26 protein-coding genes are annotated in these 26,961 nt (G+C 47.1%); 13 read left to right on the forward strand and 13 right to left on the reverse strand.

Annotated elements, in window-relative coordinates:
* Window positions 1-3 precede the first annotated feature (3 nt).
* Window positions 4-153 (reverse strand): hypothetical protein, encoded by a 150-nt coding sequence (locus tag ACO6V5_RS08205; protein ID WP_422133515.1) that lies wholly within the window; start codon window positions 151-153, stop codon window positions 4-6.
* 151 nt (window positions 154-304) lie between these two features.
* On the opposite strand from ACO6V5_RS08205, the gene ACO6V5_RS08210 reads away from it, so the two are divergent.
* A complete protein-coding gene (locus tag ACO6V5_RS08210) occupies window positions 305-535 on the forward strand; it encodes a hypothetical protein (protein ID WP_422133514.1) in 231 nt (76 codons plus the stop codon).
* Window positions 536-636: 101 nt separating this feature from the next.
* On the opposite strand, the gene dinG is transcribed toward ACO6V5_RS08210, so the two are convergent.
* A complete protein-coding gene (gene dinG, locus ACO6V5_RS08215) occupies window positions 637-2,787 on the reverse strand; it encodes an ATP-dependent DNA helicase DinG (protein WP_422409043.1) in 2,151 nt (716 codons plus the stop codon).
* Window positions 2,780-3,064 (reverse strand): DUF1145 domain-containing protein, encoded by a 285-nt coding sequence (locus ACO6V5_RS08220; RefSeq protein ID WP_422133512.1) that lies wholly within the window; start codon window positions 3,062-3,064, stop codon window positions 2,780-2,782. Before ACO6V5_RS08220 ends, dinG begins: the two co-directional genes overlap by 8 nt.
* 70 nt (window positions 3,065-3,134) lie before the next feature.
* On the opposite strand from ACO6V5_RS08220, the gene ACO6V5_RS08225 reads away from it, so the two are divergent.
* On the forward strand, window positions 3,135-3,665 hold the full coding sequence (locus tag ACO6V5_RS08225) for a YchJ family protein (RefSeq protein WP_422137834.1): 531 nt from the start codon (window positions 3,135-3,137) through the stop codon (window positions 3,663-3,665).
* Between the two features lie 58 nt (window positions 3,666-3,723).
* Window positions 3,724-5,103: a serpin family protein gene (locus ACO6V5_RS08230; RefSeq protein ID WP_422409045.1), complete on the forward strand. Its 1,380-nt coding sequence runs from the start codon at window positions 3,724-3,726 to the stop codon at window positions 5,101-5,103.
* Window positions 5,104-5,527: 424 nt separating this feature from the next.
* Here ACO6V5_RS08230 and ACO6V5_RS08235 read toward each other — a convergent pair whose 3' ends face one another.
* The gene (locus tag ACO6V5_RS08235; RefSeq protein WP_422409047.1) at window positions 5,528-6,511 is read right to left on the reverse strand and encodes a transposase; all 984 of its coding nucleotides are present in this window, start codon (window positions 6,509-6,511) and stop codon (window positions 5,528-5,530) included.
* Between the two features lie 664 nt (window positions 6,512-7,175).
* Here ACO6V5_RS08235 and ACO6V5_RS08240 point away from each other — a divergent pair.
* The 6 genes from ACO6V5_RS08240 (at window position 7,176) to ACO6V5_RS08265 (ending at window position 15,260) form a co-directional block, all read left to right on the forward strand.
* On the forward strand, window positions 7,176-8,273 hold the full coding sequence (locus ACO6V5_RS08240; protein ID WP_422409049.1) for a serpin family protein: 1,098 nt from the start codon (window positions 7,176-7,178) through the stop codon (window positions 8,271-8,273).
* 585 nt (window positions 8,274-8,858) lie between these two features.
* Window positions 8,859-9,965 (forward strand): serpin family protein, encoded by a 1,107-nt coding sequence (locus ACO6V5_RS08245; protein ID WP_422409051.1) that lies wholly within the window; start codon window positions 8,859-8,861, stop codon window positions 9,963-9,965.
* Between the two features lie 116 nt (window positions 9,966-10,081).
* On the forward strand, window positions 10,082-10,453 hold the full coding sequence (locus ACO6V5_RS08250; RefSeq protein WP_422137829.1) for a serpin family protein: 372 nt from the start codon (window positions 10,082-10,084) through the stop codon (window positions 10,451-10,453).
* Between the two features lie 228 nt (window positions 10,454-10,681).
* Window positions 10,682-12,043 carry a serpin family protein gene (locus ACO6V5_RS08255; RefSeq protein WP_422409054.1) on the forward strand — a complete coding sequence of 454 codons (1,362 nt, stop codon included), beginning with the start codon at window positions 10,682-10,684 and terminating at the stop codon, window positions 12,041-12,043.
* Window positions 12,044-12,323: 280 nt separating this feature from the next.
* Window positions 12,324-13,802: a serpin family protein gene (locus ACO6V5_RS08260; protein ID WP_422441783.1), complete on the forward strand. Its 1,479-nt coding sequence runs from the start codon at window positions 12,324-12,326 to the stop codon at window positions 13,800-13,802.
* A 75-nt stretch (window positions 13,803-13,877) separates the two neighbouring features.
* The gene (locus tag ACO6V5_RS08265) at window positions 13,878-15,260 is read left to right on the forward strand and encodes a serpin family protein (protein ID WP_422409058.1); all 1,383 of its coding nucleotides are present in this window, start codon (window positions 13,878-13,880) and stop codon (window positions 15,258-15,260) included.
* Between the two features lie 78 nt (window positions 15,261-15,338).
* Here the strand turns inward: ACO6V5_RS08265 and ACO6V5_RS08270 are convergent, their stop codons facing one another.
* Genes ACO6V5_RS08270 through ACO6V5_RS08280 form a run of 3 tightly spaced genes read right to left on the reverse strand, consistent with a single transcriptional unit; the run spans window position 15,339 to window position 16,860 of the window.
* Window positions 15,339-16,004 carry an SOS response-associated peptidase gene (locus tag ACO6V5_RS08270; protein WP_422441782.1) on the reverse strand — a complete coding sequence of 222 codons (666 nt, stop codon included), beginning with the start codon at window positions 16,002-16,004 and terminating at the stop codon, window positions 15,339-15,341.
* Between the two features lie 2 nt (window positions 16,005-16,006).
* Window positions 16,007-16,291 (reverse strand): DUF2007 domain-containing protein, encoded by a 285-nt coding sequence (locus ACO6V5_RS08275; protein WP_422133501.1) that lies wholly within the window; start codon window positions 16,289-16,291, stop codon window positions 16,007-16,009.
* Window positions 16,292-16,293: 2 nt separating this feature from the next.
* On the reverse strand, window positions 16,294-16,860 hold the full coding sequence (locus tag ACO6V5_RS08280) for a tetratricopeptide repeat protein (RefSeq protein WP_422410354.1): 567 nt from the start codon (window positions 16,858-16,860) through the stop codon (window positions 16,294-16,296).
* A gap of 242 nt (window positions 16,861-17,102) precedes the next feature.
* Between ACO6V5_RS08280 and ACO6V5_RS08285 the strand changes: the two genes are divergently transcribed.
* Together ACO6V5_RS08285 and ACO6V5_RS08290 are read left to right on the forward strand one after the other, a co-directional pair.
* A complete protein-coding gene (locus ACO6V5_RS08285) occupies window positions 17,103-18,326 on the forward strand; it encodes a 1-acyl-sn-glycerol-3-phosphate acyltransferase (protein WP_422410356.1) in 1,224 nt (407 codons plus the stop codon).
* Complete coding sequence (locus tag ACO6V5_RS08290; RefSeq protein WP_422133498.1) at window positions 18,313-18,627, forward strand: NGG1p interacting factor NIF3; 315 nt, start codon at window positions 18,313-18,315, stop codon at window positions 18,625-18,627. The genes ACO6V5_RS08285 and ACO6V5_RS08290 overlap by 14 nt, the downstream gene beginning before the upstream one ends.
* A 2-nt stretch (window positions 18,628-18,629) precedes the next feature.
* Here ACO6V5_RS08290 and ACO6V5_RS08295 read toward each other — a convergent pair whose 3' ends face one another.
* Both ACO6V5_RS08295 and ACO6V5_RS08300 read right to left on the reverse strand, forming a co-directional pair.
* Window positions 18,630-20,336, reverse strand: a complete 1,707-nt coding sequence (locus ACO6V5_RS08295; protein ID WP_422133497.1) for an SWIM zinc finger family protein — start codon at window positions 20,334-20,336, stop codon at window positions 18,630-18,632.
* A 32-nt stretch (window positions 20,337-20,368) separates the two neighbouring features.
* The gene (locus ACO6V5_RS08300) at window positions 20,369-20,920 is read right to left on the reverse strand and encodes an NUDIX hydrolase (RefSeq protein ID WP_422137819.1); all 552 of its coding nucleotides are present in this window, start codon (window positions 20,918-20,920) and stop codon (window positions 20,369-20,371) included.
* 320 nt (window positions 20,921-21,240) lie between these two features.
* On the opposite strand from ACO6V5_RS08300, the gene ACO6V5_RS08305 reads away from it, so the two are divergent.
* On the forward strand, window positions 21,241-21,861 hold the full coding sequence (locus ACO6V5_RS08305) for a CoA pyrophosphatase (RefSeq protein WP_422133495.1): 621 nt from the start codon (window positions 21,241-21,243) through the stop codon (window positions 21,859-21,861).
* A 51-nt stretch (window positions 21,862-21,912) separates the two neighbouring features.
* Here the strand turns inward: ACO6V5_RS08305 and ACO6V5_RS08310 are convergent, their stop codons facing one another.
* From ACO6V5_RS08310 to ACO6V5_RS08320, 3 genes are all read right to left on the reverse strand, one after another.
* Window positions 21,913-23,166 carry an HlyC/CorC family transporter gene (locus ACO6V5_RS08310; protein WP_422133494.1) on the reverse strand — a complete coding sequence of 418 codons (1,254 nt, stop codon included), beginning with the start codon at window positions 23,164-23,166 and terminating at the stop codon, window positions 21,913-21,915.
* Between the two features lie 76 nt (window positions 23,167-23,242).
* A complete protein-coding gene (locus ACO6V5_RS08315; protein WP_422137818.1) occupies window positions 23,243-23,740 on the reverse strand; it encodes a DUF2165 family protein in 498 nt (165 codons plus the stop codon).
* Window positions 23,741-23,841: 101 nt separating this feature from the next.
* Window positions 23,842-24,654 carry a cytochrome C assembly family protein gene (locus ACO6V5_RS08320; protein WP_422133493.1) on the reverse strand — a complete coding sequence of 271 codons (813 nt, stop codon included), beginning with the start codon at window positions 24,652-24,654 and terminating at the stop codon, window positions 23,842-23,844.
* Between the two features lie 222 nt (window positions 24,655-24,876).
* Between ACO6V5_RS08320 and ffh the strand changes: the two genes are divergently transcribed.
* A complete protein-coding gene (gene ffh / locus ACO6V5_RS08325) occupies window positions 24,877-26,283 on the forward strand; it encodes a signal recognition particle protein (protein ID WP_422133492.1) in 1,407 nt (468 codons plus the stop codon).
* Here ffh and ACO6V5_RS08330 read toward each other — a convergent pair.
* Complete coding sequence (locus ACO6V5_RS08330; RefSeq protein ID WP_422441779.1) at window positions 26,280-26,711, reverse strand: hypothetical protein; 432 nt, start codon at window positions 26,709-26,711, stop codon at window positions 26,280-26,282. The two genes, ffh and ACO6V5_RS08330, sit on opposite strands and share 4 nt — an antisense overlap.
* Window positions 26,712-26,961: the final 250 nt, after the last annotated feature.

Raw genomic sequence — 26,961 nt, forward strand, 5'->3', positions numbered from 1 at the left:
CGTTCAGTGTTCGATGAAAAATCGGGAAATATCACTTCGGCTGTCGGTATTGACCATGAGTAAGGCAAATGCCTGAACAGGAACAGAACCGGATGGCTTGCCCCGGGCAGTGACAGGAAAGAATGATTTCCACAATAAAAAACAGCCGACCATTCTACCTGATCAGCCCAAGTGTTGGAATGAGAGAAAAACAAAAGCCAACCCCCGAATGTCTGGTCAGGAGACTATTCAGGGAACATTTTCAGCATCTGGCAGTCAAATGTAATGAGAACAGAAAAAAAGCAACCAACAAGAGGTATACATCATGATCAAACAGAAATTGACGGCCCTGGCCCTGATACTGCCCCTGACCGCTGTAGCCCTGTCCGGCTTTGCTGATGAAGAAGAGCCAAAGCAGGATGAGAGCAATAAAAGCGAGAAGGTTCTGATCCTTCAAAGCCTGATGGCTAAAAATGAAGAGACAAACACCGAAGAAGAGTCTGCGGAGGATGAAAAACCATCGACAGAACAAAACAACCGTTTTGAGCTGCTGTAAAAAGATGGCGAAGCCGGAACAAAGTCAAAAGCTGGCATCCGGCAACTGCTTCTGCCGTCGATGAACCCCATCGACAGCAGAATCAACGCTCTCTGCAAGATTCAGAAAACTGCATGCTCTATGGCTCTTCTGAAAGGCGGCAGAGAGTCCAGAATCATACGACCATACCTGGCTGTGACCACTCTTCGATCCAGCAGGGTGATCTGGCCGGTATCCTGCTCTGTTCTTAACAAACGACCGCAGGCCTGTACCAGCTTGATGGCTGCATCAGGAACCGTTATTTCCATAAACGGATTCCGACCCTGAGCCTCAAGCCATTCTGACAGCGCCGATTCCACAGGATCATCGGGAACCGCAAAAGGAATTTTGGCGATAATAACATGCTCACAATATTCACCAGGCAGGTCGATCCCTTCCGCCAGACTGGCCAGACCGAAGAGAATACTGTCTTTGCCTTCATCAATATGCTTGCGATGCAGTTTCAGAAGTTCCGCCCGGGAATAATCATCCTGCAAAAGGATCTTCTTGCGCCAGGCATCATCCAGACCAAAATGCACATCTTTCATCTGCTTGCGTGATGAAAAAAGTACCAATGTACCTTTTTGTCTGGCCATCAGATCGGGCAGCTTCTCAACGATTTCTTCCGTGTGCTCTTCACTCTGACGAGGATCAGACAACATACCCGGTACCACCAGCTGTGCAGCGAGACTGTGCTGAAAAGGGCTGGGAACCACAACGCAACGGGATTCAGACGGAACCCCTGAGCGCATACGGAAACGATTGAAGTTGCCCAATGCAGTGAGTGTGGCCGACGTAACAATCGATGCATAACCCGGATTCCAGAGCGTCTGCCAGAGTGTTGCCGAAGACAGTATTGGGCTGCTGAAAGCCTCCAGTTCCTCACCAAAGGGCCCTTCACTCCACTTCAGCCAGCGGGCACTGGGTGGCTCACCCTCAGGGTCTTTCATGGTGTAGGTCAACCAGAGCTTAAACTGGTTTTCCAGACGCATTTGCATTGCACCCATTTCCGGATACAGTTGCTCGGCCTGCCAACGGTCAATACCCGGGACATCACCGTCCATGGCATCGTCCAGTTCCCTGGTAATTTTTTCTACCATACCACTGCAACGACTGAAACCGGCTTTGAGTACTTCAGCCTGCTGACGAAGTGCTTCAGGTATTTTCCCTTGCTCAAAGCGATAGACAGCAACCGTCGTATCACCCTGAATTCGAGGTTCAAAGGTTGCAACACCCTGTAACAGAGTATGGGTGTGACCCAGGGCATTCACCAGTTCATCAAACTCAGGCATGAGTTTTTCGAGTCTTTCACCCAACTCACCGGGCAAGGCGTTTTGGGACAGGGTTTTCTGTAGAGACTTACTGGCTTTCTCCAGCCAGCTGGCCGTTCCTTTTATTCTCGAATGACAGGCGAAATGATCGATCGCCTTGTCAGGCAGATGATGGCCCTCATCGAAGACGTAAACGGTATCTTTCGGATCAGGCAGAATAGCGCCACCGCCCAGGGCCAGATCGGCCAGCACCAGATCATGATTGGTCACCACCACATCGGCCTGTTCAAGATCTGCCCGGGCTTTATAGAAAGGACACTGATTAAAATAGCCACAGCGGCGGCCACTGCACTGAGAATGATCCGTGGTAATCATTCGCCATTGTTGATCTTCCAATGCATCGGGCCAGCTGTCGCGATCACCCTCCCACCTGGAAGCGGCAAAGTCTTCCAACATAGTTTGATAGAGCTTCAGGGAAGTCTCGTCCTGCGCCAGTGTGAAACCTTCTGCGGCAAACATATCCATTAATGAGGCCGTTGACTGCTCTTCCTGCAACAACCGATCAAGCTTGCTAAGACAAGCATACCGCCCACGACCCTTGGCCAGGGTAAAAGAGAACTTAAGTCCGGTTTTCAGGATAATATCGGGCAGGTCCTTGCCGATAATCTGCTCCTGCAGCGTCACAGTGGCTGTAGAGATTACCAGTCTTTTATCAGCAGCCTGCGCCATCACCACAGCAGGCAGAACATAGCCCACCGTTTTACCGGTACCGGTACCAGCCTCGACGACAATCACGGAAGGATCAGAGGTTCTGCGCCCTTCACTGTCGGTCTTGACCTCACCCAGGGAACGGGCGACTTCTGCAATCATCTGTTTCTGACCGGGCCGGGCCTTCAGCTTTTTGCTGGCCAGAAACGTGCTGTAAGCCTTCTGGATCTTTTTTTTCTGTGAATCTTCAAGCACTGTGCTGATCACCCACCGGCTGGGTTGGAATTTTTTTCATCAGACTCATCAGGTGAAAGCCGCCAAAGATCAGAATCATGTAGCGATCTTTCATGGACAGCGGCGCGCCCATAGCGGCAAAACGGCGACTGAAGAAGAAATGCTCTGCCGTGTGCAACAGCAGCAACAGGGGCGCAGCCCAATTCAATACGGACCCCATGGGTTCTGCCACGGGCACAAAGAGATTCCACAGTGCTGAAAGCCAGAATAAAACCACCACCGCTTTGCCAAAGCCCATGTATCTGATCCTGTAATTTAAGTAAAATGATATTCTATCGAAAACCCATCACTCCTGCTCGAAGAATTCTATGACTGAAAACAGCCCTGAGCTTAAAAACAGCCTTGAGCACAAACATCCTTATTCAGACGCCTCTATCAACCATTGCCCTTGTGGTTCAGGCCAAACCTATAAAGCATGCTGTGGCCCTTACCATTCGGGGCAAGCGGCTCCAACCGCAGAAGCCCTGATGCGTTCCCGCTTTTCAGCCTATTATCTTAAAAACACGGATTATCTGCTGGCCACCACCTGGCAGCGCCAGATCAATGGCTTGGATAAAGCCGACATTCACCGAGAGACAGACGCCACCCGGTGGACCCGACTGGACGTGGTCAGCACTGAAGCTGGCGGCAGTGCTGACAGCCGGGGAAAAGTGGAATTCAAAGCCTGGTTCCTGAACCCCGCCACCGGCAGGGAAGAAGCGCACCATGAGCACTCAGACTTCATCAGGGAACAGGGTCACTGGTATTTTATTTATCCGGATATACCTGCCAGACTGCCTGGAAGAAACGACCCTTGTCTCTGCGGCAGTGGCAAAAAATACAAAAAGTGCTGCGGTTGATTCTCTCTCAGCTTTATCAAAAGACAGCAAAATTTAATTAAGAGAGGTGAGGTGAAACTTGTTTTTAATTGCTAAACCTTCCGGTTCAACCTGCCAGTACACTGTCGTTCTTGTGTTGCTCTGTTTACTGTTGCTGCCCTTACAACTACTGGCTTTGACTTGTCACAAATGCGGCTTCAATTACAATCGAAAAGACTTCTCGTTCTGCCCAATGTGTGGGGAAGAAGCTGAAAATGAAGATCTTCTGCATCGCACAATGCCTTCCCAATCAGCAGCGCCAGTAAGTCCTGGTGCACAGGTGGATGAATCGCTGAGAAATCTGGAGTTTGCCGTAAAAGTATTTAGCCGTGCAGCCCCCAATATTCCTGAAAATTTTGTATTATCCCCTGATAGTCTTTTTCAGACACTGGCATTGTTAGTATTAAATGCGGGTCCTGACGGTGCGATCGAGCAATGGCGTCAAAATTGTCTGAGTGAGGATCATTCTAAGCCATCCGGTGCGGCAGCCCATGAACAGAACAAAAACCCTTCTTCGATTATCTTGCTCGCAGCCAGTCAACCTGAGGCTGTGGCAGTTTATAGAGAGAGACTTAAACAAATACACGACGATTTTCGCGGTAAAATCAACTTGATGAGCCTCACGCCTATGCATGGCCTGGCCCAAGAACTCAACGGACTATTTTACCAATTAACCCATGATATGATGCAACGTTTATGCAGCCCCATCGCTTGGCCCTTATCAACATACATGGAACTCATGACTTCGATTTACTTCACAGGGCTGTTGGAAAGGTCTCGCGGGACCGAAAATGCAGCTTTATTTACCTTACCCGATGGTCAGGCCGCCGTTGTAGACAGAATTATGAATGGAGAAATCAATCCTTCCCGGTACGCACATCACAATGATTGGGAAGCAGTTACCTTTCCCTACCGGAGAGATGATGAAATAATTTTGGTCTTACCCCCGCCAGAAACAATGCTAAGAGCAGTCACATCAAAAATAATAACGGCATTATTTTCATCATTAGACTCCGACGAATCCTTTTCATCCAGCTTAACGATGACTCCCGGACTTCCACCCTCTAAAATTGCTAAGAACACTGACTTGAGCGAAGCTTTACGTCCATCAGGTTCAGGTTTACTTTCTGTTGTTACCACCGATCTGAGTTCAGGCGCTATGCCAGCTCTGTCGTTTCCTATGAATGCCTTTAGTAATCAAGAAGCCCCGGACGCAGCTCTAACCAATACTGATTCTAACAGAAACCGTGAAGGAGATAGAATACAATCAATCCGATTTGATCGACCCTTTCTTTATATATTGCGTAATAAAATAACAAAAAGAATCAACCTCATTGGCAGATACTTCTTTCCACCGGACTCAGGGACAAGCTCTTCAAGAAAAACAAAAAAACAAAAAAACAAAAAAAACAACAAATAAAAAAATAAAAATAAAAATCAAAAATAAGACACCCATAAAAAATCAAAAATAAGACACCCATAAAAAAAGGCCTCGTCAGCAAAAAAAAATAAAAAAAATAAGACACCCATAAAAAAAACAAACAAAAATAAACAAAAATAAGACACCCATAAAAAAAAGGCCTCGTCAGAAAAAAATAAAAAAAATAAGACACCCATAAAAAATGTCACTTCAAGGGAAAAAATAAAAAAATAAGACATTCAAAAATCTGTACTCCCAAAAAGGATCAGAAAAATCTATCTTCAAGTAGCGTATCAACGAGCCACACAGCGCCATCCAACGAACAGAGGCTGTTCAAGCCATAATTCAGACAATGCAAATTCATTCCGACATAAGTCGAAGAGAGATAAAGAGAGGGTCTTTGACGTCTTAACTGATTTCTACGCTAACCTGTCAGGTACAAACGACTGCAGGCGTTTAAACCTCGAAGCCACTTCTGTCCGGCTTCAAGTGCATAAGCCTTCATCGCCTCCAGACGGCCAACTGCCCGATAAAAACGATTATTCCATTGCATGGTTTTCAGCCACTCATCCGGATCAATTTCCAATCTTTCAAGAATAGGAGGGGTACACGACGGGATGGAACCTTTCTTGTCTGTCCTGACAATGCGGCCACTCCAGTCAACCAGTTCCAGATAGTCGTGAAGAAGGTATGGAAGGGCAACATCCGTATTCTGGCCCTGCAAACAAAAAGGTTTCAGGGTCAGCGGCTGATTTTTAGTCTCAGAGTGTGTAACCTGCTCCACGCGTTCCTGAATCGACGTGTAGTCTGATTCTTCCGGTGTTTCTACCTTACCAGTCCGAATCGGATTCAAGTCAACATAGGTCATACAGGTCAGTAACGCTGCTTCGTCCAGTAATGCCTGGCTTTTAAAGCGACCTTCCCAGAAGCGTCCTTTACATTCGTCTTCTTTGTTGGCCTCACGAGCAAGATGTTCATTCAGGCAGCGCATAAACCAGCTGATATCCGTTAAACGACGCCGGTATTCCTCAGCATATTCATCAATACGGGCCAACTCAGCGCTGCCCAGTTTGTCAGCGGCCAGATGCCTTTGCACCAAAAGCGGACCACTGAACAAGGTCGTCCAACGGTGAAGCACTTGATTCCGTGACCAGCCTCTGGCAGATGACTGATTGATGTGCAAAACCACATGATAATGATTCGACATGATAGCGTAAGCACAGACTTCGATAGCAAAGACTGAAACCAGTTCCCGGAGTTTATCCACCACCCACTGACGGCGATGCTCGTAGTTCTTGCCAGTCAGGTGGTTCTCTCCACAGAGGTAAGCCTGACGAACACATCTTGCCATGCAGTGGTAATAAGGCGTTGAGCCGGGGTCAATCAGAGTATTGCGGGCCTGAGCCATGGACTCACCTGTTTGGGTAAAAAATCAGTGATGGGTGAAAAAGTAGACCAGGTGGATGGTAAAGCAAATTTATGGGTGTCTTTTTAATTTTTCTTTTACGAGTCCATGTATTCCTGATAGGGGTGGTGAAAGGCGGATGTACTGGGCAAGCTGCCCGAACCAGAAATGCCCCACAGATTTTGCTGACGAGGCAACTTTTTAAACTGACCGTCAAATCCAATGGCTATGTAATTACCCGACGAGTGGATTGAATTCTGGATGGGATACAACCAGGAAACTATCCTATATTGAATTTCAGATTTCGTATTCAGTTGATCGCATCCATAGGGCAAGGGTTCGGTAGACAGAGAGGTTATGGCAAGTAAAAAACCTTAAACCAAGGTAAGAAGGTACAGACGTGGTTTTGCTCAGTCATTTTTTCAATTCAGTCTGCCATTACAGGATCCTTATGGTATTGCTCTGCTTATTCTATTTATCGTTGCCAGCCTCACACCTTCTGGCTGTGACTTGTGGAAATTGCGGTCTGAATTACGATGATGAAACCCTTTCATCCTGCCAAACACCGTCGTGTAACATAGAAGCTGAGAGTGAGCCCCCTCAACATGACACAGCACCTCCTGAAAGGGCAACACCAGTTAACCCTGATTCAAATCCTGTTGCACAAGTGGATGGATCCCAGGGAAATTTTGATTTTGCAATGAAGGTATTTTACCAGGCATCAGCAAATATCCTTAAAGATTTTGTCATGTCCCCTGACAGCCTTTTGCAGACAATGACGCTGTTACTGTTACAAGCGGGTACCAACAGTACGGACGAGCAATTGCGTCGAATTTATTGGCCAGGCTATGATTATGAGCCATCCGGTGCAGGCGCAACAGCCGGTGGAAAGAACAAAGACCCTTCTTCGATTATCATGCTCGCAGCCAGTCAACCTGAGGCTTTGGCAGTTTATAGAGAAAGACTTAAACAAGTCGACAATACTCCTGGTAATGTCGACTGCACCAATCGCGGACAAACCCAAACCCTTGGCCAACTGCTTAACAGACTATTTTGCCAATTAACCCATGGTATTGTTCAAGATTATTGCACTCCCGATGCTTACTCCTTTCAGTTATCTTTCTCCATAGAACACGCATGCTATTTATACTTCAGAGGGATGTGGAGAAAGTCTTTTGGGACCGATAGTGCCTATTTATTTAACTTACCCAATGATCAAGCAGACGCTTTAAAAAGAATTATCGAAGGAAAAACCAATCCTTCTCAATACGCACGTCACAATAATTGGAAAGCATTTAACTTTCCCTTCCGGGAAGACAATGAAATAATTTTGGTTTTACCACCAGCAGGGGTGTTTCTTTATGGGCTAAAGTGTAACATAATATCGGCCTTGGTATCCTCGTTCGACTCCAAGGAACCCTTTTCATCCAGTTCAACGACAACTACCGAATTCCCACCCTCTGAAGTTGATAAAAACACTGACTTGAGTGAAGCTCTAAGTCGATCGGGTTCAGGTTTACTTTCTATTGCTAGCAGTGATCTGGGCTCAGGAGCTATGCCAGATCTGACAGTTCGTTCGAATATGTTTAGTGAACAGGGAACCCGGGGCGCAGCTTTAACACACGCTGATTCTGACAGAAACCATGAGAGAGATACAATACAACCAATCCGGTTCGATCTGCCCTTTATTTATATCTTGCGTAATAGAATAACAAAAAGAATCATCTACATTGGTCGGTTATTTTATCCCAGAGACGCCTCATGATTGTGAACCCGCTGACCGGGATCAGGAGAGCCTCATAAATCCCTCGCTGATTTCCTCGCAAGCGAAGGTCAATGGGACTTCCAAAGATTTAATGAGGGATATAAGCAATCAAAAGACAATGGACATTTGTTTTATACGACGTCGACACTCTATGTCCTTCAAATTGTTTTAGTTTTTATCTGGACGCTGATCAGAAAACCACCCTATATTGGACTATGGATTTCACACTCGATTGAGTGTTCGGCAAAATAACGTTCCATAAAAAAACAGGAAGGTTATTCCAGCTCACCCTAAAACTTCAGGCAGCATGGTACAAGCGTGGTTTTACTCAGAAAATCTTCCGATCCAGACTGCCATTACAGAGTCGACCTGGTATTGGTCTGTTTACTCCACATATTCTTATTGCCTTCGCAACTTCTGGCTGTGACTTGTGAGCAATGCGGCTTCAATTACGATCAGGAAGACTTTAAATTTTGCCCAACAGCGTCATGTAATAGAGAAGCTGAGAGTCAGCCCCCTCAACATGACACAGCACCTCCCCAGGGGGCGACAGGAGTAAACCCTGATTCAGATCCTGGTGCGCAAGTGAATGGATCCCAGAGAAATCTTGATTATGCCATCAATGTACTTGGCCATGTTGCCGCAAATATTCATGGAGATTTTGTCATTTCCCCCGATGGCCTTTTTCAGACAGTGGCAATGTTGCTGCTACATGTGGGTGCTGACGGTGCGGCCGAGCAATTGCGTCAAATTTATGTGGGAGAGTATTCTTCTGAGCCAACCGGTGCAGCATCATCACGCGCTACAGAATCCGGACAGGAGAAAAACCGGAATATGACTGACTGGCTCGCAGCCAGTCAGCCTGATCCTCTGGCAATTTACAGAGAGAGACTTGAAGAAGCAAACCGCCATGCTCGTAGTAATGTCAACTTCACCAACCGTGGGCCTATAAAAAACTTAGCCCTGTTGCTCAACAGTCTATTTTGCCAGTTAACCAGCGGTATAATTCAACGTTTCTGCAACTCCAACGTCTGGCCCCGATCCTGGTCCACAGAACTCATAAGTGCTTATTACTTCATAGGGCTGCGTGAAAGGTCTTTTGGGACCCAAAATGCAGCAGGTTTATTTACCTCATTACCTAACGACCAGGCCGCCACTTTGCGTAGAATTGTGGATGAAGAAATCAGACCTTCCCAATACGCCCATCACAATGATTGGGAGGCATTTTCCTTTCCCTACCCCAACTGGGGAAATGAAGAAATGGTATTGATTATACCACCGGCAGGAATAGTGCTTTATGGACTAAGTTCAGAAATAATAAAGGCATTATTATCGTCATTAGACTCCGAAAAATCCATTTCAACGACAACTCACGGACTTCCACCCTCTCGCGTTGATACAAGCACTCACTTGAGCGAAGCTTTAAGTCGTTCAGGTTCAGGTTTACTTTCAGTTGTTACCAGTGATCTGAGTTCAGGAGCTATACCAACGATGCCTGCTCGTATGAATGTGTATAGTGACCAGGCAGCCCCGGACGCAACCTTAACGCACACTGATTTTGAGAGAACACACGAGGGAGATACAATACGACCAATCCAATTTGATCGACCCTTTATTTATATCTTGCGTAATAGAATGACAAAAATAATCATCTATATTGGGCGGATATTTTATCTCAGAGACACTTCATGATCCTGAACCCGTTAATCGGGATCAGGAGATCCTCTTGGCTCCCTCGCTGATTTTGTATAAATTCAACACACTCTGATTTGAGACCAACCCTAAAATTAAGTCAACAAGGTACAAACGTGGTTTTACTAAGCAAATATTCCGATAGGGTCTGGCTTTCGATAAAGGCATTAACTCAAACAACTTTACATTCTCTTTTTACAAATACACTCAGCTTAGGAACCATGCTATCGGAGCCTGTACCTGTTTTAATTAATGTGTTTAATCAACACAGCGCCATAGAAGTTAACGAACAAGGAACCGAAGCCGCTGCTGTAACACACATCGGTTGTTCGAGAGGATTTAGTATGAATAGCCCTAAGCCCATTGAATTTACACGGCCATTTATTTATATATTGCGTAATAAAATAACAAAAAAAATCATCTTCATCGGGCAAATACTTGATCCCCGGAAATCAGGAGCAGGTACTTCAGGATCGGGTACCCAGTAATCGGGGTTGGGGGAGCCTCACGACCCCCCCCACCCTTTGTTGCAAACGAAAAAGAATGTGGCCTAGAAAGATTTTAATCTTCAAACTGATTTGTTTTTTTGGCGCTAACCAGGAAACCATCCTATATTGAGTGCCTGATTTAACACTAGGTTGACCATTCTGCAGGGTAGCGGTTCATAAGATAGGGACGATATTCCTAACCGAAGATTAAGACGACAAGGTACATACATGGCTTCATCAGGCAAGGCTTCCAATATAGCCAGGCAGTACAGGTCCGTTTCAGTGTTATCCTGTTTGCTCTGCTTCCTGTTCATACCCTCACAACTTCTGGCAGTGAACTGTATAAAGTGCGGCCGTAAGTACAGTGATGACTTATTTAAAGAATCTGAACCCTGCTATTTATGTCGAACAAAAGACGGTTCTGATTCTGCTGATGAGGGTCATGATTTAAATCCCGGTGCACAGGCAGATGAATCACACGGGACTCTGGGTCTTGCCATAGATATATTCAGGCGTGCAGCACAGGCAACTCCTGAAAATCTGGTCCTGTCCCCTGATGGCATTTTTCAGACACTGTCACTGTTACTGATGGGGGCCACTGATGAAACCCGGCAATTGCTTCAAAAGTGTCTGGGAGAGGATTATTCTGAGCCATCCGGTGCCACAGCATCAGGCGCGACAGCCTCTGGACAGGACCAATACTGTATTGCCAATTGCCTGCTTGTCTCCAATAGGCATACTCTTCAGGAAACTTATAAAAAAAAGCTTGAACAAATAAACGCCGATATTCGAGATAACGTCAACTTCTCCGACCGTGCATCATTACAAAGCCTTGCTCAAGAACTCAACGATCTATTTTGCCAATTAACCCATGGATTGGTTCGAGAATTTTGCCAGGACAATGATTGGCATTCCAATACTTCCATGGCACTCATAAATTCTGTTTACTTCAAAGGCCTCTGGGAAACGTTTTTCAGGAAACGAATTGGAGGATCAACATTTACTTTACCCGATAATCAAAGAGTTGTTTTAGACGGGTTTATGGATGGAACAATTAATGCTGACCAGGAGGCTGAATATAATGATTGGAGGGCAGCTGCCGTCCCCTACCAGGGAGATCATGAAATGATTTTGGTTTTACCCCCGGAAGGGATAATGCCCCACGAGGTATCGCCAGAAATAATAATGGCACTATTCTCATCATTAGACTCCAAAGAGCTATTATTTTCAAGCTCATCAGTTCCTCTTGGTCTTGGACTCCCGACTTTTAGTGTTGACTCGGACACTAAATTGATAAATACATTAGCTCAAACAACTTTACACTCTCTTTTTACAGGCACACTCAGCTTAGGATCTATGCTATCCAATCCAGCACCTGTTTTTATTAATATGTTTAATCAGCACAGCGTCATGGAAGTTGATGAACAAGGAACCGAAGCCGCAGCTGTAACACACGTCGGTTTTTTTACATCAACGGGTATGAGTTTTCCGAAGCCCATTAACTTTACACGACCATTCATTTATATATTGCGTAATAAAATAACAAAAAAAATCATCTTCATTGGACAGATACTTGATCCCCGGACTTGAAAGAAGACTCTTCAGGTTCGGGTCCCAATAATTGACATGGGGAGCCTCACGACTCCCCCTCACCCTTTCTTTGCAAGCCAGATGGAATAGTGTTCTCAGAGATTTTTGGGTAAATAGCCATCGATAGACATTAAATCTTTAATTTTTACAGCGTCAATTCCCTCGACCCTTGAGCAGGTTTAATTTTTCAGGCACTCACCAAAAAACCATCCTATATTGTACTACGGGTTCCATTCCCCACTCCTCAGGGCAACTGTCCGGTGAATAGGAAGGTCATCTTGTGACAATCCCTGAAATTGAGAAGTTACGAGGTGCCAACATGGCTCAAGTAATGAAATCTCCCGATATAGCCTTGCAGCACAGGCGCATTTTGCTCTTAGTCAGTTTGCTTTATTTCCTGTTGCTACCCTCACAACTCTGGGCTGCGCCCTATGACCACTTCGGCAACAACGAAAATCCTGGAAAATCTTCACCCTACCCGGTATTTCATGAAGAAGTTTCTGGCGACGAGCTTCAGGGTGACACGATGCCTTACCAATCAGTAACACCAGAAAACCCTGATTCAGATCCTGGTACACGAGCGGCTGAGTCCAAGCAGGATCTGGAGCTTGCCATAAGTGTATTTAGTCAGGCAGCAAAAGCAAAAGAAACTCCTGAAAATTTTCTTTTCTCCCCTGATGGCCTTTTTCGATCGCTGGTACCAGTACTCATGGGGGCTTCTGGAGAAACCAGGCGATTGCTTCAAAGCTACATGGGAGATAACTATTCTGAGCCATCCCCTGCAGAAGCAACCACAACATCTTCTGCACAGGACGACTACTTCGTCTCGAACACTGTGCTCTTGTCCGAAGAACTTGAAATTAAGGAAGCTTATCGTGGGAGAGTTAAAGAAGTAAACCTCGATGTTCGTGAAAAAATCAGGTTCGACGACGGTAAATCTTTAGAAAGCCTTGCTGATGAGCTCAACGAACTATTTAGCAAATTAACCCATGGCATGATTCCAAAATTTTGCAGCCCCAGAGAATGGTCGGCAGATACCACCTTGGGACTCATAAGTTCTATTTACTTCAATGCGCTTTGGAGAGACTCTTTTCAAGTCGGAATGATAGGTTTATTTACTTTACCCGGCGTCGTCAACAAAGTCATTTTGGACAAATGGTTGCAGGGTGAAATCAGTTCCTCCCAATACACAAGTCACGAACATTGGCAAGCAGTCAAAGTTCCTTACCGGGGAACCCATGAAATGGTTTTAGTTTTACCTCCCGAAGGGATAATGCCCCATGAGATATCAGCAGAAATAATAATGACTTTATTTTCATCATTAAACTCCGAAGAATCATGTCCATCATGTTCAAAAATCTCTATTGGACTTCCACCCTTTAAAGTTGATTCGGACATGGAGTTGAGCAATTATTTAAGAGAAACACCTCTACGTCCTGTTTTTACAGGCGTCGTCTTTAGAGGAACCAGCCCCCTCGAATTAGGAGATATGCTATTATCCGATCCTCGAGCTGCTTCTATTAATTTTGTTCGTCAACATTGCGCAATTGAGGTTAATGAAGCTGGGACCCGAGCCGCAGCTGTCACACGCACCGGTACAACGAGATCGTTTGGAAGAGGAGGACATGATAGAAAATCCGTCCAATTTAATCGACCATTTCTTTATTTTTTGATTGATGAAGAAACAGGAAGAATCCTCTTTATTGGGCAGATACTTGACCCTCGAAGCACTTCAGGATCGGGTACCGGTAGCCATTAATCAGGTGAGCTGTTCAGTGAACAGGAAGGTCATCTTGAGACAACCCCTGAAATCAGTAAGTTATAAGGTGCCAGCATGGCTCAGGTAATTAAATCTCCCGATATAGCCTTGCAGCACAGGCGCATTCTGCTCTTGGTCTGTTTGCTTTATTTCCTGTTGCTACCCTCACAACTCTGGGCTTTGACCAATGACAACTGCGGCATCAATCAGGATCGTGAAAAATTTTCAGCCTGCCCGGCGTTTCATGAAGAAGATTCTGACGACAAGCTTAAAGGTGACACAATGCCTGTCCAATCGGCAACACCAGAAAGCCCTGATTCGGATCCTGGTACACGGTCGGCTGAGTCCAAGGGGCATTTGGAGCTTGCTATAAGTGTATTTAATCAGGCAGCAAAAGTAACGCCTGAAAATTTTCTTATCTCCCCTGATGGCCTTTTTCGAGCTCTGGTACCATTACTCATGGGGGCTACTGGAGAAACCAGGCGGTTGCTTCAAAGCTACCTGGGAGATAATTATTCTGAGCCATCCCTTGCAGCAGCACCAACCGCAACATCTTCTGCTCAAGACGAATACTCCATCTCGAACACTATGCTCTTGTCCGATAGACTTGAACTTAAGGAAACTTATCGTGAGAGACTAAAAGATGTAAACGTCGATATTCGTGATAACATCAACTTCTTCGACCGTGTATCTTTAGAAAGCCTTGCAGATGAGCTCAACAAACTATTTAGCCAGTTAACCCATGGCATGGTTCCACAATTTTGCTACGCCGACCAATGGCCGCCAGATACCACCATGGCACTCATAAATTCTATTTACTTCAAAGGGCTTTGGGAAAGGTCTTTTAATGTCCGAAAAGCTAAATTTACTTTACCCGACGGTCAGAGAGTCAATTTGAACGAATTTATGGTGGGTGAAATCAGTTCCTCCCAGTACACAAATCACAATGATTGGGAAGCAGTCACCGTTCCTTACCAGGGAGCCCATGAAATGATTTTAGTTTTACCTCCCCAAGGGATAATGCCCCATGAGATATCAGCAGAAATAATAATGGCATTATTTTCATCATTAAACTCCGGGGAATCATGTCCATCATGTTCAAAAATCTCTATTGGACTTCCACCCTTTAAAGTGGATTCGGACATTGAGTTGAGCGATTTTTTACGTAAAACAGCTTTACACCCTCTTTTTACAAGACCCCTGGAATTAGGCGCTATGCTATCCAATCCTCTAGCTGTTTCTATTGATGAGGCTCATCAACATTGTGCGATTGAGCTTAATGAAAATGGGACCCGAGCCGCAGCTGTCACACACCTTATTTCTACGAGATCGACCAAGGACAATCAGAGAAAATCCGTCCAATTTAATCGACCATTTCTTTATGTATTGCATAATAAAATAACAAAAAGAATCCTCTTTATTGGGCAGACACTTGATCCTCGAAGCACTTCAGAATAGGGTACCGGTAGCCATTAATCAGGTAAGGGGAGCCTCAAGACTCCTCTCACCTTTAGTCGTTGGCAACGGGGGAGTCGTTTAATTGCGAGCAACCAGTTTCTTCACACACTCTGGTCCCTTGTTCGAAACATGATTCACCGTTCTGCCCACTTTATAAAAAGACAGTTTACTGACTGTCTCAGTCGGTTTGCCCAAACTCGACAGAACCGTCTTATAGCGCTCACCCAGCCACTCCCTGGCCTGTTTTTGTTGCAACAGAACCGGCATTCTCTCAGTCAGCGGTGTAATATCACTGATAGCAGGACGAGTAAGAATCGCGCAGGACTCGAAACTCAACTGGTCGTCCACAGGATAACTCTCCCAGAGACCGGCAAACAGGCACAAACCACCCGACTTTGGACGTATATACCATGGCTGACTGTGATCCCCTACCCTTTGCCAGTCGAACCAGCCATCGGCCAGAATCAGACAACGCTGCTTTCTGAGGGCACTACGAAACATTGGTTTATCGGCAGCGGTTTCGATTCTGGCATTGATCTGGGCTCTGGAAAAATCCTGCAGCCAGTGAGGAACCAGCCCCCACTTAACCCGCGCGGTTTCAAAACAGCCCTGCTCATTATTTTTGACAATAAGCACCTGTTCACCAGGCGCAACATTATAGGAGGGAATATTGACTTCCGTCTGGTGGATACCCAGACACCCCAGGTTGATCTGATCAGCCATCAGCGTGTAACGACCACACATAATCACTCTTCCTGAATGTGATCAGATTCTTCCAAAACGGGGGACGCCCTGAGGTAATCCTCGATCATTTCTTTAGCCAGACCGGCATCGTAATCGTCAACATAGAGAGCCAGCAGACCGGTAGCGGGTAGTTCACCCACGGCACCCGCCAGATAGCTACCTCCCAGATGGCAGGCAATGCCATGGCTCTCCAGAACATCCTTGAGGCATTGAGCCTCAAGGAGATTTTCAGGGCTGAATATCTTGATCATACTTTTAATAAAAACACGGCTATCGTCGTCAAGCAAGCTTACTTCAGGTAGACCGTCCTGATCTGGCTGACCAGCTCGTTCGCTTTAGCTCTCTGGGCAGGGTTGAGCAGTTCAGACAGCTCCTGCTTCTGTTTACGGGCCGCTGTCAGAAAGTCCCCCTCAGAATCTTCCAGACTCAGGGCAGTCCACATATAAGCAGCAATCAGGTTGCGGTCTGTGCCTGCCCCTTTATAATACGATTTCCCCAGTTCGTACTGAGCCTCCGCACTCTTGCCCTGTCGACCTGCGGCCCGTTCGATCAGTTGAAAACCTTTTTTGGGATCTTTAGCTACACCCCCCAGACCCTCTCGATAGGCCTTGCCCAACAAGAGTTCTGCCTGAACATTACCTTTGTTCGCCAGAGGCTCCAGCAGAGAAAGGGTTTGACTGGCATTTTCCGGCCTGACTTTACCAGCAACCAACAGGCTGCCGGCTTCAAGCACGGCCTGTTCGTCACCTGAGCTGGCCCGCTTCAACAGACTGGAAAAGTCAGCAGCCCAGCCACTCAGGGAAAACAGTAATGTAATGGCCAGCAGCCCACCCTGGCACTTTTTACTCAATAACATCTATTACCTCTAGCCATTTTGAGCAGTCGACTGCTCAATGATTTCATTTTTGAAACACTGATTTTTTCGATTGGGCAGAGTATACACACTCAAGGCAGGGAATTCTGCAAGGTTTCAATTATCACCAACTCAATAATCATTTAAATCCACATCAACAAACATTCATACGTCCAGCCATTCTCAAACCGTTACAAAGTGCCACAACCCGGCTACAGACCCTTTGTTTTAATAACTATATACTCGTGGTTTCACTCACTGCTGTTATAAAAGGCAACCACCCGAAACAGATGGAACGTTTTGAAGAGATCCGCCCCTATCACGATCAGGAAGTAAGGCCCGTCCTGGACCGCCTGTTGCAAGACCGTGAGCTTATTCAGGCACTGGTGCGTCATCAATACCCTGATATGCCTGCTTTCCTTAATGGTATTGCAGGCTGGCTGACAGCCATGGGATTGCGCTACAAACTGAAGAACATACATGACATTGATGGACTGCAACACGTCATTGAACCTTACCTGACCCGCGTCATTGAAGGCAGTACTTCCGGCATCAGCTTTTCCGGACTGGATCAGCTCAACAAAGAGCAGGTTTATCTGTTCCTGTCCAATCACCGGGACATTGTCATGGACCCGGCTTTTGTCAATCTGGCTGTTTACAAACAGGGCATGCAAACCGTTCGAATAGCCATTGGTGACAACCTGCTGCAAAGACCTTTTGTCAGCGACCTGATGCGTCTTAACAAAAGCTTTATCGTCAAACGCTCTGTGGAAGGCCGCCGGGAAAAACTCAGGTCTTATCAGACACTGTCAGCCTATATTCATCACTCCATAGATACCGGGCATCCCGTCTGGATCGCTCAAAGTGAAGGCCGGGCAAAAGACGGTGACGACAAAACCGACTCTGCTATCATCAAAATGCTCCACATGAGCCGAAAGGCTGCGGAAACCTCTTTTGCCGACAGCATTCGCTCCATGAACCTGGTACCGGTTTCGATTGCTTACGAATACGACCCCTGCGATATGGCCAAAGCCAGAGAACTCCACGCCACTGAAACCTGGGGTAATTACGAAAAATTTAAAGGAGAAGACCTGCAAAGCATAGTGACAGGCATCGAAGGCTTCAAAGGCAAGGTTCATGTGGCTTTCGGTACACCGCTGTTCGAGGAGTATGAAAATGCCAATCAGGTTGTTGAAGAGGTAGATCGTCAGGTTCATCAAAACTACCATCTGTTCGCTTCCAATCTGATTGCCTTTGATCGGCTCCGCAGTGGCTATCCCAATGTCACAGAGTGCACTTTAGAGGCTCTGTTTGAAAGGTTTTGCCCGGAAGAATCGCTCGACGATAAAGTCACAGACTTCAATGATCGCATAACCCAGTGCCCGGAGGCTCATCAACCCTGGTTCCTGAGGATGTACGCCAATCCTGTTATCAATCATTTTGCTGGAAAACGACATGTCTTTGCATAAGCTTTGTTTTTTTGTCCCTGAAAGTCATCTTGAATCAGTGAAGACTGCCGTCTTTGCTGCGGGTGCCGGTCGTTATGAAAAGTACGACAACTGTTGCTGGCAAACGTTAGGTCAGGGACAGTTCAGAGCGCTGGATGGCAGCGATCCTTTTATCGGTAGCCAGGGTAAGCTGGAAACCGTTCAGGAATTCAAGGTTGAAATGATCTGCGAGGACCAGTATCTGAAAGCCGCCATTGCAGCGTTGAAATCGGCACACCCTTATGAAGAGCCAGCCTTTGAAAGCTGGCCGCTTGGAGCCTGAGTCTAAAAGCCGGGAAACGCCTCACCGAGAAAACGAATAAAGTTTCTTTTAGCCTTGTGCTTTTCGCGCAGCTCTTCAAACCAATGACTGAATGCCTGCTGCTGATTCAGTCCAGTCAATATCTGCCGACACTCGGCCATTAGCTCGACCGCCTCTTTATAACTATTATTCGTTTTTTTCTGTAGACAAGCTTCAACCAGCTTCCCATAGAGAGCAAAAGAGCGTTCTCCATCCTGCCGAAAATGTTTCCTCAGCTCGTAGAGCAATGCCACATCCGGTTCTGCATCTGTAACCAGTTGCCAGGCCGACTCCAGATCAGACTCGGCAAGAAAAGTCATCATCAGTGTGTTTAACACACGGTGGTGGAGATACCCCTGAGTACTAACGACACGCTCTTTCATCCAGTCTATGGCTTTTTGCCGCCAGTCTTGCTGACTGTTCAGGTCTTGTGAAAGCTCCTGCAAATACTCAAAAGTGGACAGTGTTGGTGACTCTTTAAATTGCTCCCAAACATCCTGCAAAGCTTCAGAGCTTCGCCCCGTTTTCAAAAGCAGCAACTGTTGCAGTTCATGAATCTCAGCTGATTCACCGAAACGACTGCTCTGCCGAGCTCTATCAAGATAATTGTGGACTTCGTCATATTCATCCAGCTCCAGATAACAGCGCGCAATAACCAGATAGTCTTTCTCAGTCATGGCAATCTTTTTATAGAGCTGAATCAATGTCTTGTAGTCATTTTCCAGTTCGGGTTCGACTTGCAGGACACTGAGCAACCGGTCATAAATGAGGCGATCCCGCCAGTTATCACTTTTCAGCCTGGGTAACTCATCCCAACGAGCCCGGGCGATCTCCAGGAAAGTCTTCTGACACTCTGGCGTCATAACTTCACTGAAATCATCCGGGACGCGGCCATGCCATTCATCTTCATCCTTGAGCAGCAACTCCAACAGATGCTGAGCCTTGGACGCTTCAGACCAGTTCAGTGAAGCAAAGGCCTCAACATACATCCTCTGTAACTGAGCGACAGCCTCAAACCTGAAACCTCCGGAATCATCCACTGTCTCCAGCGCACGGACGATTCGTGACATAGCATAGTCCAGCAACGCCAACTGATCAGTAGCTGCCAGCTTTTTTAAAGGGGGTTCAAGATTAAAGAGAACCTGTTCGACATTGGCAAAATACTGCCTGACTTGAGCGTATCTAAAGTAATGTCGATTGTAGGGGATAGCGGCGGTTATTCGTTTACGGATGGTTTTTCGGTCCATAATGCCCAGAGCTGTTTCAGCCTTGAGCAACCAGTGCTCTCGCACTGAACGACTGGCGTCTATCATTTCAACAAAGTGCCCCACCAGTTCTTCTTTGGGCATCTGCAATAAATAAGCGGCCAATACGTCTGTGGCCTGTGCGCCTTTTTTCACCCGGGGAACAAAGACTTTATCTCGCAACACCATAGCCACAGCAACACAGTGTTTGCAAAAGTCGATGCCATCAGAAGCCGGACAGTTACAACTGCCGTCCAGGGCACTCTGGGTATAAACCAGATTGACCTGATAAACCTCGCTGCCCATAACACTGGCTGAAATCCTCTGGCCCCGGATCGTCAGGTCTGTAACCCGTCCTTCCTGGTAGTACCCCTTCCCCCGGGAAAAAGCTTTCTCGCCTGCCAGTTTCACTAACTGCTGATCGGTAATTTCCGGCTTGTCATTCACGCTGCTTCAACCTGATAAAATACCCCTGAAATTCAGGAAGCCACTCTACGGCCCGGCAGGGCAATATCTTCCATCCGCTGAGGGAAATCACCTGTCTGACGATCACTGAAGTAATGGCGAAGGGTGCGACTGATGGTGTTGAAAGCCAGCTGATCCCAGGGAATATCTTCTTCACTGAAAAGGGCCACTGCTTCACTTTCTTCACCGGCGCTGTATTCGGGTTTATCAAGATGAGCCAGAAAAAATACCGAGAGTTGGCTCACATGAACAATATTAAACAGGGTATATAGTGATTGCAGAGTAACCTCGGCTCCGGCCTCTTCCATGGTTTCCCGCAGGGCAGCCTGCTCAAGGGTTTCTCCCAGCTCCATAAAACCGCCGGGTAATGTCCAGTAACCCCTGCGTGGTTCGATAGAGCGTTTGCAAAGGAGCACTTTACCTTCATAGACTGGCAGACAACCGGCAACGATTAACGGATTTTGATAGTGAATTTTGCCACAGTTGTCACAAACATCACGTAACCGGTTATCGCCACAAGGAACTTTCTTACTGACCTTCGCACCACACTCACTGCAGAAATTCACTGTTTTTCCTTCTAACTATGAAAATCTTTCTTCACCTTAACCTGATTCATACCTGAAGTCACTTGAATCAGAGTTGGTGTAGAAAATGCTTATCATTTCTTTACCAGATGGATCATGCCGTAAAAAATATCTGTGTTATGATCTTTTCAAAGCCTGAAAAATTAGTGTTGCACCCACGGAAGCTTAGCTCTGCCTGGTGTTACTGGCAGTCTGGTACCCAAGGTCGATAACAATAATGTTCCAACGGCGCCTTTTTTCAATGTCACTATATTTTCTGAGCATCTGAATGTCGCCAAGAAAGCCAGAGATTCACTTGTTATATGTTGATTACAGATATAGAACGAAGACTCCACAAACATCAGCCAAGAAGTATAGACACTCCTCTACCGGAAGCCGCAGTATTGATACCTCTGGTGACTAATGGCCAGGGACAGGCCACCGAAATAATCCTTACCCGAAGGGCTTCGCACATGAACAAGCATAGCGGTGAAGTGGCGTTTCCCGGTGGCAAACGGGAAGATGACGATCATAATCTGATTCAGACCGCCCTGAGAGAATCCCAGGAAGAGATTGATCTGAACCCTGCTTCCGTCCATATATTGGGCACCATGGGTCCAGTTATTTCGCGCTTTGGCATCAAGGTGATCCCTGTCGTCGGTTCTGTACCGGAAAACCTGTCACTCAGCGCAAACATTGAAGAGCTGGACCGCATTTTTCACGTCCCACTGGAGTTTTTCACCAATCTGGACAACCTGCAGTTTCACCATTGGAGCATGAACGATAAAACCTACTCCATGCCCTCTTATCAATACGATGAATATCTGATCTGGGGATTGACGGCCATTATGCTGGTAGAATTTCTGAATGTGGGATTAAACACCACTATTCCACTGGATGCCCCTCAGTTCCATGCCAGCCACAGTTTTACGCAAAACCGCTAACTTTCGGATGGCCTGAGGTTAAAGTCCATTTTACAGAATAAGTGACTCAGGTTAAGCAGTGAAAATTTTCACTGCTTTTACTCGATTGTCCTTGACCTGCATAATCTCAAACCGGTATTCGCCTACTTTGAGACAGACACTGGACTCCGGTATAAACTGCATCATCTCGGTGATCAAACCGTTAATTGTTCTGGCATCCCCGGTGGGTAATTTCCAACCCAGAGAACGGTTAATATCTCTTATGGATGCAGAACCATCAATGATGTAAGTGCCGTCTTCCTGAGGGGTAATATCCTGGCTGGAGTCGGAAACATCGGTAGTAAAGTCACCCACAATTTCTTCCAGAATATCTTCCAGCGTCACCAGGCCCAGAACATCGCCATATTCATCGACTATCAGCGCTACACGCTCTTTTGACTTCTGGAAATTAAACAGCTGGGTATGCAGGGGAGTGCTTTCAGGAACATAATAAGGCTCTGTGGTTTCCTGCAGGAGAAGCGCTTTGTTGACTTCTTCCTGACTCAATAGTCGCGCCACCTTTCGCATATGCAACATGCCCACAAGATTGTTCACATCGCCACGATAGACTGGCAAGCGGGTGTGCTGACAGGCCCTTAACTGCTCCAGGATATCCTTGATGTCATCGTCAATATCAATTCCGAAAATTTCATTTCGGGGTACCATGATATCGTCTACCCGGACTTTCTCCAGATCCAGAATACCCAGCAACATTCCCCGTCTTTTCTGCGGCAACAACATGCCAGGGTCGGTCACAATGGTGCGCAGCTCTTCAGCGTTCAACTGATCCTCGGCAGCCTGACCGGGTTTGATACCAAAAGGTCTCAGCAGGAAACCACAGACCCAGTTTAAAACGACCACCATGGGATAGAAGAGTTTCAGCAGCGGCGTCAAAATAAAAGAGGCAGGAAAAGCAATCTTTTCAGGATAGAGCGCGGCAACTGTCTTGGGTGTTACCTCACCGAAAATCAGTACTGCCACCGTCAGACCCAGAGTAGCAATTGCAATACCGCTATCCCCCCAGAGCCTCACTGCCACCAGAGTGGCCAGGGCAGAAGCCAGGATATTGACAAAGTTGTTGCCAATCAGAATCACACCAATCAGTCTGTCGGGGCGTTCAAGCAGTTTATGAGTCCGCATGGCCGCTTTGTGATTCTTGCGAACCAGATGGCGAAGGCGATAACGGTTGATCGCCATCATGCCGGTTTCCGAACTGGAAAAAAAAGCCGACAGCAACATTAAAAGGGCCAATATGGTTAAAAGAAGACTGGTAGATGCTTCGCTCAAGGCTGAAATCGCTCGTTAAGATTCTGTTTATGAAAGCGCTGATTCTAACGTTTCATACTCTAAACCCCAAACACTTTTATCGCTCTTCCTGACTCAAATAGAGCAAGGTCAAAAAAAACAATGTGGCCACCCTGAAGCCTGGCTGAATACCACTCCAGCTGCGGGACTGCCAGGCCAGAAACCACTCTCCCGAAATTCCCATAAAGGCCAGAAACCAGAGCATGATGCCCAGAGTCAAACCCAGCAGAGCCAGACACTTGCTTTCATGGAAATTCTCACCGTGCAGATTGAAGAACATACAAGCGACACCCGTCCAACATAAAAGGGTTATAATGGCTTCAACAGCAATAATCAGGCTGTAAGCAATTTTCCAGACCATGGGATCATGAATTGCTCGCCATTCTGCCTGAGCATGGTTCCCGGTTGTATCCATACTCATCACATGCTGGACATAAAGGTAATTGCTCTGATAGTCCATCAGATTATTAAACACAACCAACGTACTAAATAGAGCAACACCCGCCGTCAAGAAAATTTTACTGAGCTTGGTGGCTATTATCATTTTCATAGCCATAAACAATAGACCGACTTACAGACATCTCAAGCTGCCGGAAAAAAAAAGAAGTACCAAGAGAGATTAAGAGGAGCAGGAAACAGAGTCTGCTCCGAAAAGGCTCATCTAACCAGGATAAAGTCAACAACCGTCCGCCAGCCAAAGTAAGCCACCAACAACAGGACAAAACCGGCAACCGTCCAACGCATGGCCTTTTGTCCTCGCCAGCCATTGACCCAGCGCCCAATCAGCAGTGTCGTAAACAGCACCCAGGCCACCAGAGAAAGCACTGTTTTGTGGAACATATCACTGGCAAACATATTATCGATATACAGGAAGCCTGAAATCAGCGAGAGGGTCAGCAGGATCACTCCTACAGATAGAAACTCGAACAGCAATTTTTCCATAGTCTGCAGTGGCGGCAGGGCTTTTAGCAGACGCTTTTGATTGTGACTCCTCAGCTGCTTCTCCTGATAGGCCAGTAGCAGTGACTGACACACGGCCACCATCAACAAACCATAGGCCAATACCGACAGCAGAACATGCACCACCATCAGGGTGGGTGAATGAAAAATGTGTTCCAACGGAGCCAGCCAGTCCGCCAGAACCGAGATGATGGTAAAAGGCAGAATCGTAACCAGCAGACTTTCAGAAGGCTTTCGCAAACTGCTGAGCAGTACTACCAGTGTGACTATCAGTGTCGTCAAAGAACCGATCGTGAGAATACCAAGGTTGGTCCCTTTATCGGTGTGAATAGAAAAATAGAGCGAAAAAGCATGTAAAGCAGCTCCAACTGTGGTTGCCAGCAACACCACCTTTCGAGCGCCACCGCGACCAGTAATTCTTCCCCATTGGCAGACCATTCCCACCGCATAAAAAATGATGGCACCGATGCTGACGAGCATGAAATTCATTGATTCTTTTATAACCTCCATCTGAAATTTTCCTGATGGCGAAACCGTCACAAAGCCACTTAGGAAGATGCAAACCAGAGCTTGCCATGTCCAAATCTACACAAGAACCACTTTGTTTTCATCCATCAAGTGGAAATACTGTCTCTGCCGGGACCCGATACTGCCCCTTTTGCGCTGGATTGGATATAATGACTGCCAATTACATACTTGCACCTTACTTCAAGGTATTTCCAAGGTAACTGGATGTTCGAGAATTTAACCGAACGCCTGTCGCAGACGCTTCGTAACGTCACCGGCAAGGCGAAACTGTCTGAAGACAATATTAAAGATACCCTGCGCGAGGTTCGCAAGGCTCTGTTGGAGGCTGACGTTGCGCTGCCGGTGGTCAAAGAGTTCATCAACCGGATCAGAGAGCGGGCGATTGGTCAGGAGGTACAGGCCAGCCTGAGCCCCGGCCAGGCCTTCGTCAAGATTGTTCAGGCAGAACTGATTTCGGTCATGGGCGAAGCCAATGACCAGCTGAACCTGTCGACCCAGCCACCTGCGGTCCTGCTGATGGCCGGTCTTCAGGGTGCCGGTAAAACCACCTCTGTGGCGAAACTGGGCAAGTTCCTCAAGGAACGCCACAAAAAATCTGTGATGGTCGTCAGTGCCGACATTTACCGTCCGGCAGCGATCAAGCAACTGGAAACGCTGGCGGGTGAAGTCGGCGTCGATTTCTTCCCATCCAGCAGCGAACAAAAACCCGTTGATATTGCCACAGCAGCCATTCAGGAAGCTCGCCTGAAGCATATTGACGTGGTCATTGTCGATACCGCCGGTCGTCTGCACATCGACAGCGATATGATGGCTGAAATCCAGGCATTGCACGGTGCCATTAATCCTGTCGAAACCCTGTTTGTGGTTGACGCCATGACCGGCCAGGATGCCGCCAATACCGCCAAAGCCTTTGGTGATGCGCTGCCCCTGACCGGTGTCATTCTGACCAAGGCAGATGGTGACGCACGCGGAGGTGCCGCCCTGTCAGTTCGCCATATTACCGGCAAGCCAATCAAGTTCATGGGTGTCGGTGAAAAGACAGACGCTCTGGACCCCTTCCACCCTGACCGTATCGCTTCCCGAATCCTGGGCATGGGTGACGTTCTCTCCCTGATTGAAGAAGCTGAACAGAAGCTCGACAAAAAGAAAGCCGACAAACTGGCCAGCAAACTGAAAAAGGGTAAAGGCTTTGACCTGGAAGACTTCCGTGACCAGCTTCAGCAGATGAAGAAAATGGGCGGCCTTGCAGGCGTTATGGACAAACTCCCCGGCATGCCGGGTATGCCAGCCAACATGCCCGGCCAGATGGACAACAGGATTTTTGTCCAGATGGAAGCAATCATCAACTCCATGACCCCGGCTGAACGTGCAAATCCGGATATTATGAACGGCTCTCGCAAGAAGCGCATTGCCTCAGGTTCCGGCACCCAGATCCAGGACATCAACCGTCTGATCAAGCAGCACAAGCAGATGAGCAAGATGATGAAGAAAGTCACCAAGAAAGGCGGCATGAGCAAGCTGATGCGCGGTCTGGGTGGCATGAAAGGTCAGATGCCCGGCGGCATGGGCGGTATGATGACTCCAGGCGGCGGCAAGAAGTTTCCTTTCTAAGCTCTTTTGAAGAGTGGTACCACTCGTTCCCACGCTCTGAGGGTGTCGCAAAACTTCAACAGCTCGTTCTCACGCTCTGAAGTCGTCATTCCCGCGAAGGCGGGAATCCAGCGCCAACGGTGGATCTCTGCCTTCTCGGGGATGACAAGGCCAGGGGGACACCGGGCATATTGTTCTGATGGAGAGTCACTGTGGATTCCCGCCTTCGCGGGAATGACGAGAATGAAGCCGGGAATGACGAGAATGAAGCCGGGAATGGCGAGAATGAAGCCGGGAATGGCGAGAATGAAGCCGGTAATGACGAGAATGAAGCCGGGAATGACGAGAATGAAGCCGACAATGACGAGAATGAAGCCGGGAATGACGAGAATGAAGCCGGCAATGACGGGAGTCAGCGCGTTCCCACGCCGGAGAGAGTTTTGCGACACCCTCGCTCTGCGTGGGAATGCATACCTACCCTAAAAAGCTGACTCTACAACGCGAGATAGGTATGGGTTCCCACGCTGGGACCCACAGGGCCTGAAAGCATGGAACCCAGAATTGTCCTGGTGCCAACGCCTCACTGACCAGCTGTAATCGTATTTCTTCATCGACCGTAATAAAAAACATGACTTTTCCTTTCTCATTCATGGATCAGGAAACGGTCGATTTTATATACGACAAACATCACCTATACCA

Source organism: Endozoicomonas sp. ALD068 (genome assembly GCF_049310145.1).
Taxonomy (GTDB): Bacteria; Pseudomonadota; Gammaproteobacteria; order Pseudomonadales; family Endozoicomonadaceae; genus Endozoicomonas_A.